Genomic DNA, 15004 nt, shown 5'->3' on the forward strand with positions numbered 1-15004 from the left:
GACGACGAATGACACGAGGAGGCGATGATCAGATGCTGATGCGGACCGATCCCTTCCGTGAACTGGACCGACTCACGCAGCAGCTCTTCAACGGAGTGCAGCGCCCTGCGGCGATGCCCATGGACGCCTGGCGCGAGGACGGCTCGGTCTGGGTCAAGCTCGACCTGCCGGGCGTCGACCCCGACTCCGTGGACCTGAAGGTCGAGCGGGATGTGCTGACCGTCCAGGCCGAACGCGAGCCGCTGGCCAAGGAAGGTGCTGAGGTCCTGATCTCCGAGCGGCCCACCGGCACGTTCACCAGGCAGCTCTTCCTCGGCGAGACCCTGGACACGGAGCACATCGAGGCGACGTACGACGCGGGCGTGCTGAGCCTGCGCATCCCGGTCGCCGAGCAGGCCAAGGCCCGCAGGATCGAGATCAGCGGCGGCAGCCGCAAGGAACTGCAGTCCTGACTCGTCAAGGGGCGCCGTCCCGGGAGCGGGGCGCTCATGGCATGGCACGGGCCCTGCGGCCGCCATCGAGTCGTAGGGCCCACCGCTGCCGCCGTTCACTTCTGCTTCCGCCCGGCGCACCGGGCGGACCACCCTCCGGAAGCGATGCGAAGGGAGATCACTGTGGCTGCACTGACCTGGCTGCTCATACCGCTGATGGCCGGCCTTGGCGCCGGCGTCTGGGCCTGGTACGTCTCACGCCCGCACCCCACGGACGTATGGACCGACGTCGAGCGCCACGACCGGATCCGAACAGCCTTCGGCCGCATGGTGCCCCGGCGGGGATGAAGGCCGGTCCAAAGGACGACGACACGCCCCGCTTCCTGCGCCGCTCCACCGCCGCCGACGTACCCGTCCCCGCCCTGCTGATGACCACGGCACTGAGCCAGGCCGTCCTCGTCGTGACGATGTTCTCCGACGGCGCGTTCGACTTCGCCCCCGACCTGACCAGCTCGCTCAGTCTCATCCCGTTCCTGCTCTACGCGGCCGGACTCGAATTCGTCCTGGTCTCCTTCATCCTCTGCGCACCGGCCACCCCCCTGTTCGTCAAGGCCCGCCGCGAACAGAACAGGCGCCTGTTCTCACCGGCCGAAGGCGTCATCCGCGCTGTCTCGGTCATCGGTGCCGTCGCGGGTGTCACCGCCCTGGCCGCCGGCCGGATCGAGCTGTGAGACCCGGCCCGACAGCCCTGTCCCGCTTCGCCGCACCCTCCGGAAAGGCGCCCCCACCATGACGAGCAACGACACCACCACTCCCGGGGCCGGCCCCGGCGTCCACTCCGAGGCCGGCAAGTTGCGGAAGGCCCTGGTGTGCGAACCCGGGCTCGCACACCGCCGTCTCACCCCCACCAACTCCGACGACCTGCTGTTCGACGTGATGCGGGTCGACAACGCCCAGCGCGACCACGCCGACTTCGTCAACAAGCTCCGTCGGCGGGACGTCGAAGTCGTCGAACTGCACGACCTGCTGGCCGAGACCGTGGCCATTCCCGAGGCCAGGTCGTGGCTCCTCGACCGCAAAATCACCGCCAACCAGGTCGGCATCGGCCCCATGGACGGCACCGCGCGTTCCTGGAGACACTCGAACCGCGAGAACTGGCCGAGTACCTGATCGGCGGCCTGGCCACCACCGACCTCCCGCAGGAGTACCGCTCCGGCTGTGTGGCGCTCTCCCGCGAGTCGACGGGTGTCCGCGAGTACCTGATGCCGCCGCTGCCGAACACCCTCTACACCCGTGACACCACGTGCTGGCTGTACGGGGGCGTCACGCTCAACCCGCTGTACTGGCCGGCCCGTCACGACGAGACACCGCTGATGAAGGCCGTATACCGGTTCCCTCCCGACTTCGCGGGCAGCACCGTGTGGTGGGGTGACCCCGAACAGGACTGGGCCGGGCCACCTTCGAAGGCGGCGACGTCATGCCGGTCGGCAACGGTGTCGTCCTCATGGGCATGAGCGAGCGCACCTCACGCCAGGCGATCACCCGGGTGGCCGCGTCATTGTTCGACAACGGCGCGGCCCAGCACGTCGTCGTCGCGGGCATGCCCAAACTCCGGGCCGCGATGCACCTCGACACCGTCTTCACCTTCGCCGACCGCGACGTCGTCACCCTCCACCCGAAAATCATGGACGCCGTGCACACCTTCTCGCTGCGTCCCAGTGACAGGTCACCCGGCATCGAGATCACCGACGAGGGCTCCCGCGGTTTCGTCGATGCCGTCACCAAGGCCCTCGGCCTGGCCACGATGCGGGTGATCGAGACCGGTGGCGACGTGTACGCGTCCGAGCGGCAGCAGTGGGACAGCGGCAACAACGCCGTCGCGCTCGAACCGGGCGTCGTCTTCACCTACGACCGCAACACGCAGACGAACGCCCCCTGCGCAGGGCGGGCATCGAAGTCATCACCGTCGTCGGCGCCGAACTCGGCCGCGGCCGAGGCGGCGGACACTGCATGACCTGCCCGCTCGTCCGCGATCCCGTGGACTTCTGACGCGGTGTGACCGGCCCCTGGAGGCGACACCGTTGCTGGCGGGCACCGGGGCGCCCGCGCCCCGGCCCGGCGCCCCCCGCGGCGACCGCCGCGCCGGTTTCCGAGCCGGCCCGCGCCGAGTGGTACGCCGTGCAGGCGCCTCTACTCGGAGAAAAGTTCCCGCAGCTTCGTCTCCGTCTGCGCGTCCGGGTTGCTGTGGATGAGCTCCGCCGTGTGCTCGGGCAGGGCTTCTTTGACGCGGTCCGTCTTCGCCTCCTGCGTCATCAGGAACAGAGCCGAGGTGCCCGGAGTGATCTGTTCCTTGACTTTTTTGATGAAGTCGTCGTCGATGCCGATGTCGGTGAACTTCCCACCGGGGGCTCCCGCGGCCGCTCCGATCGCCGCGCCCAGCAGGGAGGCGAGAAACAGCAGGCCGAAGAGCATGCCCCAGAAGGTGCCGGTCAGCGCTCCAGCACCGACGAGGTTGTGCAATTGTTTCGTGGCCGGCTTGGGCTTGTCCTGGGGCCGGTTGACGACAGCGGTATCGAGAATCCTCACCAGCTGCTGCTTCTGGAGGGACTGCGGAGTCGACTCGACGTCACCTGCCGCTTCAGGGGAAGTGAACTTCCACACAGTGGGAGTGGCCACGAAAGCCTCCGGATAGAGGAATGAAGCGGATAAATCTGATCAAAATACCCCCAAAAGTCGGTTTCGTGCCGCCCTCGCCTCGCGACGAAGAAAGAAGGCGACAACCGGCCGGACCGGGGGCGAATCCGTCCACAACCGCTGGTCTACCCTTCAGTTCCGCCACGACGTCAGCGTGACATCGGAAGGCGGTCCGGAGCTCGGCCCGGCTTCTGCCGGCCGTCTCCGGACGCAGGCGCTCCACACGAAAAGCCAAAAGCCGACGGAAGTCCGCGGGACACACGCCGGCGTGTCGGACCGCCACGATTCCGGACTGCGGACGCACCGGTCCGGACCCGGCACCGTTGACCTGTCCGTCCATGGATGCGGGATGGCGCGAGGGGTAGCCGGAGAAGCGTGCTGGACGTCCGTGCGCGCACATTGGTGTCGCCTCACCCGCAGGAGTCTCGATGACGAGCCGTACGCCGGCCGACATGGCCGGCACAAAGAGTGCCCACGGCACTCTCGCCGACCGCTACCGGCTCGACGAGCTGTTGGGCAGAGGCGGTACGGCGGACGTGTACCAGGGGACCGACCTGCGTCTCGGGCGGTCCGTGGCGGTGAAGATGTTCCGGCCCGGCGCCGACGCGGTCTTCGAGGAACGATTCCGTGACGAGGCCGTGCTGCTCGCACGTCTGCACCATCCGGGGCTCGTCACCGTCTACGACGCCGGACGGCACGAGAACCGTCCGTACCTGGTCATGCAGCTGGTCCGGGGCGCCACCTTGCGGCAGCAGATCGCGACCGCCCCCATGACACCGCAGTCCGCCGTTCGGCTCGGCGTCCGCCTGGCCGGCGCCCTCGCCCACGTGCACGCCGCAGGCATCGTGCACCGGGACGTCAAACCCTCCAACATCCTGCTGGAGGACGACGGCAGGCCCTACCTCACGGACTTCGGCATATCCTGCCTCGTCGACGCCACGTCCCACACCGTCCCCGGTGCCCTCATCGGTACGGCCGCCTACCTCGCACCCGAGCAGGTCCTCGGCACAGGGGCCGGTCCTGCGGCGGACGTGTACGCACTCGGGCTCGTTCTCCTCGAATGCCTCAAAGGCGAACTCGAATACAGCGGCCCGCCCCTGGAAGCGGCGATAGCCCGCCTGCACCGGCCGCCGGTCGTCCCCTCCCGCGTGCCCCCCGCCCTGGCCGGCCTTCTGCGTGACATGACGTCCAAGGACGAGGCCGCCCGGCCGGACGCACAGGCATGCGCCGCCGCCCTGACGGACCTCGCCCTCGACCCCGCCACCGCGTCGGCCGGATCCGTGCACCGCCTGGCGGGCGAAGGGGACGAGGCGGGAGGCGGCCGGCTCCCTCCCGGCCCGGCCACCACGAGGGAGGAGAGGCCGCGGCAGCCCGCGAAGGCACCACGGGCCCGGCGTACGCGCACGCTGCTCGTCAGCGGCACCGCGCTCACGGCTCTGCTCGGTGCCGTCCTCACCACCACCGCCCTCCTGCCCGGTGGCACGAGCGGGCAGGAGGCGCCGACTCCCCGTGTGCCCGAGTCCGCGCCGCACACCGCGAGGGGGCCCTCCGCCGGCTCCTCGGCGCCCGGGCCCGTACGGCACACCACCGCCAGGCCGTCCGCCGGTGCGCCGGCAGGCACCGCCTCCTCCGGTGCGTCCCGCGGCCAGGACGGCCCGGAAAGCCGTGGAAGTCAGGGGAGCCGGGCCGGCCAGGACGGTCCGGAGCCCGGCGAGAACGCGGGCCGGCGCAGCGAGGAGCAGGCCCGGAACGGCCGTGTCCCCCACAGGCCGCCCGGAGGCGCCGGAGGCGAGCGCCCGCAAGGCGGTGACGCCAAGGAAGGCGGAAGCCGGGAAGACAGCCCGAAGAAGGACAGGGCCGACATGGATGTGGTTCCTCCCGGCGACGGAAAACAGCAAGGGGGGAAAGGGCCGGAGAAATCCAAGCGCCGCTGACGCGCAGGCGTACCCGCCGACGGGGAGGAAACGGCCCGGATCCGCCCGGCGCCGTGCCCCGGAGATCAGCGCCGCTTCTCCGGCGAGCGGTGTCGGGGTACTCTGCTTCGTACTTTTGTCGCACGGCAACGCTTCCTGATCGGGGACGTGCGGCGCAGAGGGAGGGCGGCCCTGAGCGAGGGCCGTGACGGTGTCCTGTCCCTTCGGCGGGGGTGCCCGGTGAGCGCAACGAGGATTGGTCATGGCTGAGACGACAGTCGGGAACTCGCGTCCAGTACAGCGGACACAGTCACGCGGGATCGGCAAGGTGGGGGAGCCGGAGCTGCGGCAGCTGCTGGACGGGCTCACCGCGGTACGCGACGGGGACTTCGGCACGCGCCTGCCCGACGAGGCGGACGGCCTGCTCGGTGAGATCGCCACCGTGTTCAACGGCATGGTCGACCAGTTGTCGCTGTTCACGTCCGAGGTGACCCGGGTCGCCCGCGAGGTCGGCACCGAAGGAACACTGGGCGGTCAGGCCGAGGTTCCGGGCGTATCCGGCACCTGGGCGGACCTGACCGACTCGGTGAACGCGATGGCGGGCAATCTCACGACGCAGGTCCGCGACATCGCCCATGTGGCCACCGCGGTGGCCCGGGGCGACCTGTCGCAGAAGATCGACGTGGACGCGCGGGGCGAGATCCTGGAGCTGAAGGAGACCATCAACACGATGGTCGACCAGTTGTCCGCGTTCGCCGACGAGGTGACGCGTGTGGCGCGTGAGGTCGGTACGGAGGGGCGGCTCGGCGGCCAGGCCGACGTCAAGGGAGTCTCCGGCACCTGGCGTGACCTGACGGACTCCGTGAACTTCATGGCGGGCAACCTGACCGCCCAGGTGCGCTCCATCGCCCAGGTCGCCACGGCGGTCGCCCAGGGCGACCTGTCGCAGAAGATCGGCGTCGACGCGCGGGGCGAGATCCTTCAGTTGAAGGAGACCATCAACACGATGGTCGACCAGTTGTCCGCGTTCGCCGACGAGGTGACGCGTGTGGCGCGTGAGGTCGGTACGGAGGGGCGGCTCGGCGGCCAGGCCGACGTCAAGGGAGTCTCCGGCACCTGGAAGGACCTCACCGAGTCGGTCAACGTCATGGGCGACAACCTGACCGCCCAGGTGCGTTCCATCGCCGAGGTCACGACGGCCGTCGCGCAGGGAGACCTCACCCAGAAGATCCGGGTGGACGCCCGCGGCGAGATCCTGGAGCTGAAGGAGACCATCAACACGATGGTCGACCAGCTGTCCGCGTTCGCCGACGAGGTCACCCGCGTCGCCCGCGAGGTGGGCACCGAGGGGAACCTCGGTGGACAGGCGACCGTACGGGGTGCCTCCGGCACCTGGAAGGACCTCACCGACAACGTCAACGTGATGGCCTCCAACCTGACGGGCCAGGTGCGCTCCATCGCCGACGTGGCCAACGCCGTGGCGCGCGGTGACCTGTCGCGGAAGATCACGGTCGAGGCCAAGGGCGAGGTCGCCGCGCTGGCCGAGGTCATCAACACGATGGTGGACACCCTGTCCGCGTTCGCCGACGAGGTCACCCGCGTGGCGCGCGAGGTCGGCACCGAAGGGCAGCTCGGTGGCCAGGCCCGCGTGCCGAACGTCGCCGGCACCTGGAAGGACCTCACCGACAACGTCAACTCCATGGCGAACAACCTGACCGGGCAGGTCCGCAACATCGCCCTGGTCACCACCGCCGTCGCCAACGGCGACCTGTCCAAGAAGATCGACGTCGACGCACGCGGCGAGATCCTGGAGCTGAAGACCACCATCAACACGATGGTCGACCAGCTGTCGTCCTTCGCCGCCGAAGTCACCCGCGTCGCCCGCGAGGTGGGCAGTGAGGGCCGCCTCGGCGGCCAGGCCGAGGTCGAGGGCGTCTCCGGCACCTGGAAGCGTCTCACCGAGAACGTGAACGAGCTGGCCGGCAACCTCACCCGCCAGGTGCGGGCCATCGCCGAGGTCACCAGCGCCGTCGCGGAGGGCGACCTGACGAGGTCGATCACCGTCGACGCCTCCGGTGAGGTCGCGGAGCTGAAGGACAACATCAACTCGATGGTCGGCTCCCTGCGCGAGACCACCCGGGCCAACCAGGAACAGGACTGGCTGAAGTCCAACCTGGCCCGGATCTCCGGCCTGATGCAGGGCCATCGCGACCTGGCCCTGGTCGGCGAGCTGATCATGGACGAGCTCACCCCGCTGGTCTGCGCCCAGTACGGCGCCTTCTACCTCGCGGAGGAGGCTCCGGACGGTACCGAGCTCAGGCTCGTCGGCTCGTACGGGCGCCCCGCCGGCGTCGGCCACGACCGCTTCAGGCTGGGCGAATCCCTCGTCGGCCAGGCGGCGCGCAGCCGCCGTACCATCGCCGCCGAAGGGGTGCCCGGCGACTACGTCAGCATCTCCTCCGGACTCGGCCGGACGACACCGGGCAGCCTGATCGTGCTGCCGATCGCCGTCGACGACCAGGTCCTCGGCGTCATCGAACTCGCCTCGTTCACCGCCTTCACCCCCGTCCACCGGGATTTCCTGGAACAGCTCATGGAGATGGTGGGCGTCAACGTCAACACCATCGTCGCCAACGCCCGTACCGACGAGCTGCTCGGCGAATCGCAGCGGCTCGCCGCCGAACTGCAGTCGCGTTCCGAGGAGCTGCAGGTCCAGCAGGAGGAACTCCAGCGCTCCAACGCGGAACTGGAGGAGAAGGCCGCCCTGCTGGCCGCTCAGAACAGCGACATCGAGGGCAAGAACCTGGAGATCGAGCAGGCGCGGCAGGAGCTCGAGGACCGTGCCCAGCAGCTCTCGCTGGCCTCCAAGTACAAGTCCGAGTTCCTGGCCAACATGAGCCACGAACTGCGGACCCCGCTCAACAGCCTGCTGATCCTCGCCCAGTTGCTCGCCCAGAACCCGAACCGCAACCTCACGGCCAAGCAGGTCGAGTACGCGGGCATCATCCACTCGGCGGGGTCCGACCTGCTGCAGCTGATCAACGACATCCTCGACCTGTCGAAGGTCGAGGCGGGAAAGATGGACGTCCACCCGGAACGCGTCGCGCTGCGGCAGCTCCTCGAATACGTCGAGGCCACCTTCCGGCCCATGACCACGCAGAAGAGCCTCGACTTCACGATCACCACCGCACCCGGCGTACCGGTCGACCTGTTCACCGACGACTCACGGCTCCGCCAGGTCCTGCGGAACCTGCTGTCCAACGCGGTCAAGTTCACCGAGCGCGGCAGTGTGGAGCTGCGCATCGAACAGGCAGCCGGCGGCGAGATCCCCGGCTCCGTCCGCCGGGGCGGCCCCGTGGTGGCCTTCCGCGTCCAGGACACCGGCGTGGGCATCGCCGAGCAGCAGCTCGAGGTCATCTTCGGGGCCTTCCAGCAGGCGGACGGCACCACCAGCCGCAAGTACGGGGGCACGGGGCTGGGGCTGTCCATCAGCCGCGAGATCGCGCACCTGCTCGGCGGCGCCCTCACGGTCGAGAGCACTCCCGGCCAGGGCAGTGTCTTCACCCTCTACATGCCCGTCGCACGCACCGACCTCCAGGAGCAGACGGCCGGCACGGTGGAGACCGGTCAGGACGCCGGGGCGGCAGCCGGGAGCGGGCAGCGCGCCCGGACCGCTGCGCCCCCGCAGCCGCGCCGGCCGCGCCGCCTGCTCGTGATCGAGAAGCGCCCGCGCGGACTGCTCTCCCTCGTCGCCGAAAGCGCGGTGGCCGAACTCGCCGGCGGTTACGACCTCGCCGACCGCGAGGACATCGAGGTCATCGCGGCGATGGGCCCCCAGGAAGCCGCCGGCGCCCTTGCCACCGAGCCGTTCCACTGCGTGGTCCTGGAACTGGACATGGCCGACGGCGAAGCCCTGCGATTCCTGGACGCGATGGACGGCGACACCGCGCTCAGGAACGTCCCCGTACTCGCACACAACAACCGCCGTCTGGACGCGGCGCACGAGCGGGCACTCCAGTCGCGAGCCGGCCGGAGGCCGCTGGAGCTGCTCTCCAGCCTGGACGAACTGCGCGAACGCATCGCACTGCACCTGTCGGCCGAGCAGCCGGGGGCCGTCGTGCCCCTGGTGCGGACCGAGGAAACCCGCCAGCGCGCCCCGCAGGCCGTCGACGCCGCTCTGCACGGCCGTACCGTGCTCGTCGTCGACGACGACGCCCGCAACCTCTACGCCCTCAGCGGCATCCTGGAACTCCACGGCATCAAGGTCCTGCACGCGGAGAACGGCCGGAAGGGGATCGAGGCACTCGCCGAACACCCGGACATCGACTTGATCCTGATGGATGTGATGATGCCGGAGATGGACGGCTACGAGGCGACCGCCGAGATCCGGCAGATGCCCGCGCACGCGAGCATGCCCATCATCGCGGTCACCGCGAAGGCGATGCCGGGGGACCGGGAGAAGAGCCTCGCCGCCGGCGCCAGCGACTACGTCACCAAGCCGGTGGACGCCAACGACCTCATCGCATGCGTGCGCCGATGGCTGGACACTTAGACAGAAGTGGCCTTCGCCGACTGCCGGCAGCCACCCCCTCGCGCCCACCCTGAGGTACCCAGCTGAAGCCCCGAGGAGTCAGCAACACCATGAGTACTCCTACTTCTGAACACCCTGCGGATCCCGGCGCGGAAGACATTGCCCCGCAGTCGTCCGCCGGGCTCCTCGCCGGGCCCGGCGAGGAGCCTCTGCCCGGCCGGTCCTCCGCGGTCGGCCGGCTGGCCGCCACCGTCGAACGGCTCCGCGGGGAGGTACAGGCGGCGCACGCCGCGGCCGACGGCCGCGCCCTGGTCGAACTCGCCAAGGGCATCTTGATCGAGCGGCTCGGGTGCGGCCCGGCCCAGGCGGCGAGACAGCTCGGAGAACTCGCCGACCAGGCCGGTCTGTCCCAGCTGGAGCTGGCCGCGGACATCATCAACCAGTCGGCCCGGGACCATGTCGTCGGCATCACCGGTGACTTCGTCCGGCGGACGAGCGGCGACGACCCGTACGGCGGGGGAGCCGGCCCGTCCGTCGCCGTGCGCCTGCGCACCGCCGAAAGCGCCGCGCTGGCCGCCGGGGACACCCAGACCGTGGCCGGATCGCTGCTCGAACACGCGCTGGCCCCGCTGGGAGCCACAGCCGTCGCCGTCTGGACCGTCGGCTCGGACGCTTCCCTCACCCTCTGCGGCCACGCCGGGTTCAGCGCCGACGAAGCGGGACGCTGGCGGTACGTACCGCCCGGTGTGGCGACCGTCGCCCGTCAGGCCCTCGACGAACGCCGTACCGTCCGGATCCCGTCCCTCGCCGAGGCCGGCGTTCCCTCCATCGGCCACAAGCAGACCCCGAACGGCGGCCGTGTCGCGCTGCCTGCCGGAACCGGCGGCCGCATACACGGCGTACTGGAGATCTGCTGGCCCCAGCAGCTCCCCCCGCAGCCACCGGCCATCGCGCGCCAGATCGAAGCCCTGGCCGAGCTGTGCGCCCACACACTCGAAAGCCTGCCCGCCACCGGTATGCACCTTCCCTCCGCGCGGGAACTGGCCGACGTCTCCGAGCTGGTGGACCTCTCCGACGGCCTGTACGACCCCGCGCTCGTCCTCACGCCGCACCTCGGTGCGGAAGGCCACCTCAGCGACTTCCGGATCCGTCATGTGAACGGCAACTTCGTGGACCCGGCGGGGCGGCCCCGCAGCGCCGTCAACGGAGCCCTGCTGCTGGAGGCCTACCCCATGGCCGCCGACGACAGCGAACTCTTCGGGAAGATCGAACGCGTCTACGCCACCGGCGAGCCGTTCCGTGCGCAGCGGATGACGCTGACCGCCCTCGTCGACCAGGTGCCGCTCGCGTCCGTCGCCGACCTCAGCATCAGCCGGCACGGCGGCAGCGTCCTGCTCATCTGGCGCATCGAGGACGAGACGGCCCGGCTTGCCAGCCTGCTGCAGCACGCGCAGCGCCTCGGCCGCATCGGCGGCTTCGAGGAGAACCTGGTGACGGGCGAGATCACCTGGAACGGGCAGCTCTTCGCCCTGTACGGGCGGCCGGCCACCGGAGAGCCGGTGCCCCTGCAGGACCTCACCGACCACGCGCACCCGGACGACGCCGTCACCATCAGCCGCTTCCTGCAGGCAGTCCTCCACCACCGGCGCCCGGCCTCGACGGCCTTCCGCCTGATGCGTCCCGACGGAGTGACCCGCCACATCCGGGTCATCGCCGAACCCGTCCTCGACGCCGACGACCGGCTCCTCGCGGTACGCGGCGCCTACCAGGACATCTCCTCGCAGCACTGGACCGAGGTGGCGCTCGCCGCCACCCGCGACCAACTCGCCCACACCGAGCAGGAGTCGGCCGAGCGCAACCGGCTGGCCCTCCAGCTCCAGCACGCCATCATGCCGCCGGCCCGGGCGCCGCTCGACGCCCCCGGCCTGCAGATCGCCGTACGCTACCGGCCGGCGGAGACGGAGTCCCTGGTGGGCGGTGACTGGTACGACGCCGTCGTCCTGCCGTCCAAGCGGATACTGCTCTGCGTCGGAGACATCGCCGGCCACGGCATCGACGCGGCCACAGGCATGGTGGTCCTGCGCAACGCCATGCGCGGTCTCGCCGTCACCGGGGCGGGACCGGGCCAGCTGCTGTCCTGGCTGAACATCGTGGCGCACCACCTCACCGGGCAGGTCACCGCCACCGCGGTGTGCGGCCTCTTCGACCCGGAGACCCGCGTTCTGCGCTGGGCCAGGGCAGGCCACCTGCCGCCCGTGCTGGTACGGGAGCGCGAGGCCACCACACTGCCCCTGCCGCGAGGGCTCCTCCTGGGCGCCCTCGCGGAAGCCGAGTACGAAGAGGCCGAGCTCCAGCTCGAACCGCACGACACCCTGCTGATGTACACCGACGGCCTCATCGAACGCAGGGACACCGCCGTCCACGAGTCCCTCACCCAGCTGCTCGTCACGGCGCAGGCACCGGCCCAGACCCTGGAGCGCCGGCTCGACCGCCTGCTCACCCACAGCAGTTCGGACACCGACGACGACACCTGTCTCATCGGTATCGAAGTGTCGTGACCTCGGCGGTCTCCACGGGACCGGCTCTATTGCCGGCTTCTGTCGTCCCTGCCCGTGGCGGGCGTCTGCGCGGGGATCCCGGGCCGGCGGAGTGCCTCTTCGAGATCGGCGTGGATCGGTGTCATCAGGCTCAGCCCCGTGAGTTCGAGAAGGCGCCGGACCGCAGGGGCGGGTGCGACGAGGCGCAGGTCGCCCCCTCCTTCCCGGGCTTCCCGAGCGGCTTTGATCAGCACGTTCATCCCCGACGAGTCCACGAACTGCAAGGACGAGAGGTCCAGCACGAGATGGTGCCGGCCGTGAAGGAACTGATTCGCCAAGTGGTGATGCAGGAAGGTCGCGGTATCGATGTCCAGTTCACCGCCGATGGCCAGAACGGCCGTACCGGGGTCGTGGATTTCGACCTCGACGTTCAGGTTCACTTCTTGAGAGGGCATGTTCTCGGCTTTCTGGCTGAAGGGGCGGTTCGAGAGGTGCCGGCGGCGCGTTCTTCACGGCGCATGCCGGTCACGGGCGGCGGCAGGACACGCGAGGAGGCTCAGCCGGCGCATGCCGGCTGAGCCTCCTCGCGTACCGCCGGCCTACCAGCGGTACCAACGTCCCTTGCGGCCGCCGCTGCCGGCGGACCGCATGACGAAGCCGAGCAGCCAGATCGCCAGAACGATGACGGCAATCCACCACAGGGCCTTCAGGGCGAATCCGGCGCCGAAGAGGATCAGCGCGAGAAGCAGGACGAGTAGCAGGGGAACCATGATTATCAACCTCCGAGCACTCGTATGCCCTGCCGGATCCCGGCTATGCAGACAGCGATCCGCGGGCCGCGGCCGAGCAGTCGGCTCACCGCGAGGTGCCCTTCGCAGGTCCGGGGTGGTCACCCGGCCCCTGGGGGCGGCCGGCGAGAGGGGTCGGGGAGAGGACGGTGCTCTCCTCGCCGGGTTCCAGGAGGGTGTCCGCAGGGCCGACGATCAGCGGGTCGGGTTCACCGACCGCCCTGTCGTCCTTGTTCGCGTAGTCGAATCGCGACAGCAGGCTGCGCATCGCTTCCAGCCGTCCGCGCTTCTTGTCGTTGTTCTTCACGACGGTCCACGGCGCGTGAACCGTGTCGGTGGCCCGGAACATGTCGACCTTCGCCGCCGTGTAGGCGTCCCACAGATCCAGCGAAGCCAGATCGGTCGGCGAGAGTTTCCACTGCCTCACCGGGTCCACCTGCCGGATGGCGAACCGGGTGCGCTGCTCGTTGCGGGAGACGGAGAACCAGAATTTCACCAGCAGGATTCCGTCCTCGGTGAGCATCCGCTCGAACATCGGAGTCTGCTGGAGGAAGTGCCGGCACTCGGCCGGAGTGCAGAAGCCCATGACGCGCTCGACCCCCGCCCGGTTGTACCAGGAGCGGTCGAAGAAGACGATTTCCCCGGCGGACGGGAGGTGGGCGACGTACCGCTGGAAATACCACTGGCCCGCCTCGTGTTCGGTGGGCTTGTCCAGAGCCACCACGCGGGCGCCCCGGGGATTGAGCCGCTCGGTGAAGCGCTGGATGGTGCCGCCCTTCCCCGCCGCGTCACGCCCCTCGCAGATCACCACGAGCCGCTGCCCCGTGTCCTTCACCCACCGCTGCAGTTTGAGCAGTTCGATCTGGAGCAACCGTTTGCTCTGCTCGTACTCCTGGCGTCGGACCTTGTGGTCGTACGGGTGGTTCTCCCGCCACGTCTGCAGCGGCCGGCCGTCGTCATCGAGCAGGACGGGCCGCTCGGGGTGGCGGTTGTCGACCGTCAGCCCTTCGAGAAGGGCCTCGTCCTCGGCGTCGGTCATGCTGCCGCTCGGCCGTCGGCGTACCGGGTGAAGCCGCCGGTCACGGCCACCGGTCCGAGAGCCGCGTCGGAGAGGACAAGACCGAAACGGAGGGCCGCGGCGGATGCGCTCCCGTAATTCTTCACCACGTTCTCCTGTCGAGCCGTAGGTGTGTTCTTTCGGGATGTTTTTTCTGGAAGCCATGTGCCCGCGCCCCGTCCTTCTACTCACCGGAGAGAAGGAGCTTTGAAGTCCGGTGCTGTCCGGAGGGGAATCCCGAAGCGCACGGTGGCGGCACCAGGGCCGTGCTCACCCGTCGTACGGGCGTCGAACACCTCCTGGACGCGGGCGACCTCGTCGAGCAGGGGCCGGCGCCCGAGATGCCGGCCGGGCCGCGGCACCCGTTCACCGTCTCCCTCATGAAAACCTCGGCGCGCTCCACTGCGGGGGCACCGGCCGCAGTCGGGCGGGGCGAGGGGTCCGGGGAGCGGACCGTACGGCTTCCCGCCGTACGGAGCAGCGTACGTACCCGTGTGTGCGACGCCGTCGCGTGGTCGCTTGCCGGAGGCGGTGACAGGAGGTGGCCTGGCCTCTCCCGGCACTCAGTCGCCGAGCTGCCCAGCCCCAGGAGGTCCGGATGCGCTCCTCAGCCACCCTCACCGCAGTCGCTCTGCTCACCCTCGCGAGTGCGGCCGTGCCCGCCAGGGCCGCCGTGGACGTCCCCGACGAGCCGAAACCGTCCCACGGCCTGTTCCTCACCGTTTCGGGCGCGGAGAACACCTGGATCCGGGGCGTACTGCTGAAGTGTCCTCCCGGCTTCCCGGGGCCGCACCCGGACGCCGTCGGCGCGTGCGCGGCGCTCGACAAGGCGGACGGCGACCTCGACCGGCTGCCCGGGAACCCGCGTGCGTGCACCAAGCAGTACGAGCCGGTGACCGTGAGCGCCAAGGGCAGCTGGCGCGGGCGTTCGGCGGCGTGGCAGAAGACCTATCCGAACGCGTGTGTGCTCGATGCCGCGACCGGGCCGGTCTTCCGCTTCTGAGCGCTCCGGGCCCGCGCTCCGCGCTCGGGGCCACTCCCGAGCGCTTCGCG

At 70.0% G+C, this 15004-nt stretch carries 10 protein-coding genes and 2 pseudogenes; 8 read left to right on the forward strand and 4 right to left on the reverse strand.

Translation table 11 applies throughout. The annotated features are described in order from the left end of the window. The first annotated feature begins 32 nt into the window (after positions 1 to 32). From BN1555_RS28515 to BN1555_RS28530, 4 genes and pseudogenes are all read left to right on the forward strand, one after another. The gene (locus BN1555_RS28515) at positions 33 to 452 is read left to right on the forward strand and encodes an Hsp20/alpha crystallin family protein (RefSeq protein WP_093802038.1); all 420 of its coding nucleotides are present in this window, start codon (positions 33 to 35) and stop codon (positions 450 to 452) included. 162 nt (positions 453 to 614) lie between these two features. Then, entirely contained in the window at positions 615 to 779 is a 165-nt protein-coding gene (locus BN1555_RS39150) for a hypothetical protein (RefSeq protein WP_176710152.1), read from the forward strand. Positions 780 to 790: 11 nt separating this feature from the next. Continuing rightward, positions 791 to 1162, forward strand: a pseudogene (locus tag BN1555_RS28525) (arginine-ornithine antiporter); the annotation flags it as partial. 205 nt (positions 1163 to 1367) lie between these two features. Beyond that, a pseudogene (locus BN1555_RS28530) lies at positions 1368 to 2480 on the forward strand (arginine deiminase). 141 nt (positions 2481 to 2621) lie between these two features. On the opposite strand, the gene BN1555_RS28535 reads toward BN1555_RS28530, so the two are convergent. Continuing rightward, on the reverse strand, positions 2622 to 3107 hold the full coding sequence (locus BN1555_RS28535) for a DUF1269 domain-containing protein (RefSeq protein WP_093802040.1): 486 nt from the start codon (positions 3105 to 3107) through the stop codon (positions 2622 to 2624). Between the two features lie 446 nt (positions 3108 to 3553). Here BN1555_RS28535 and BN1555_RS28540 point away from each other — a divergent pair, with 446 nt between their 5' ends. From BN1555_RS28540 to BN1555_RS28550, 3 genes are all read left to right on the forward strand, one after another. Then, complete coding sequence (locus BN1555_RS28540) at positions 3554 to 5059, forward strand: serine/threonine-protein kinase (protein ID WP_255306210.1); 1506 nt, start codon at positions 3554 to 3556, stop codon at positions 5057 to 5059. A 241-nt stretch (positions 5060 to 5300) separates the two neighbouring features. Next, positions 5301 to 9590 (forward strand): HAMP domain-containing protein, encoded by a 4290-nt coding sequence (locus BN1555_RS28545; protein WP_093802041.1) that lies wholly within the window; start codon positions 5301 to 5303, stop codon positions 9588 to 9590. An 89-nt stretch (positions 9591 to 9679) separates the two neighbouring features. Beyond that, positions 9680 to 12127: a SpoIIE family protein phosphatase gene (locus tag BN1555_RS28550; protein ID WP_093802042.1), complete on the forward strand. Its 2448-nt coding sequence runs from the start codon at positions 9680 to 9682 to the stop codon at positions 12125 to 12127. A 26-nt stretch (positions 12128 to 12153) separates the two neighbouring features. Here the strand turns inward: BN1555_RS28550 and BN1555_RS28555 are convergent, their stop codons facing one another. The 3 genes from BN1555_RS28555 to ppk2 all read right to left on the reverse strand — a co-directional run bounded on the left by BN1555_RS28555 (position 12154) and on the right by ppk2 (position 13933). After that, a complete protein-coding gene (locus BN1555_RS28555; RefSeq protein ID WP_255306211.1) occupies positions 12154 to 12546 on the reverse strand; it encodes an STAS domain-containing protein in 393 nt (130 codons plus the stop codon). 159 nt (positions 12547 to 12705) lie between these two features. After that, positions 12706 to 12876: a hydrophobic protein gene (locus BN1555_RS28560; RefSeq protein WP_093802044.1), complete on the reverse strand. Its 171-nt coding sequence runs from the start codon at positions 12874 to 12876 to the stop codon at positions 12706 to 12708. An 85-nt stretch (positions 12877 to 12961) separates the two neighbouring features. Continuing rightward, a complete protein-coding gene (gene ppk2 / locus BN1555_RS28565; RefSeq protein ID WP_093802045.1) occupies positions 12962 to 13933 on the reverse strand; it encodes a polyphosphate kinase 2 in 972 nt (323 codons plus the stop codon). Between the two features lie 616 nt (positions 13934 to 14549). Between ppk2 and BN1555_RS28570 the strand changes: the two genes are divergently transcribed. Then, positions 14550 to 14954 (forward strand): SSI family serine proteinase inhibitor, encoded by a 405-nt coding sequence (locus tag BN1555_RS28570; protein ID WP_093802046.1) that lies wholly within the window; start codon positions 14550 to 14552, stop codon positions 14952 to 14954. Positions 14955 to 15004 lie beyond the last annotated feature (50 nt).

It is taken from the genome of Streptomyces sp. Wb2n-11, assembly GCF_001049855.1.
GTDB lineage: Bacteria > Actinomycetota > Actinomycetes > Streptomycetales > Streptomycetaceae > Streptomyces > Streptomyces altiplanensis.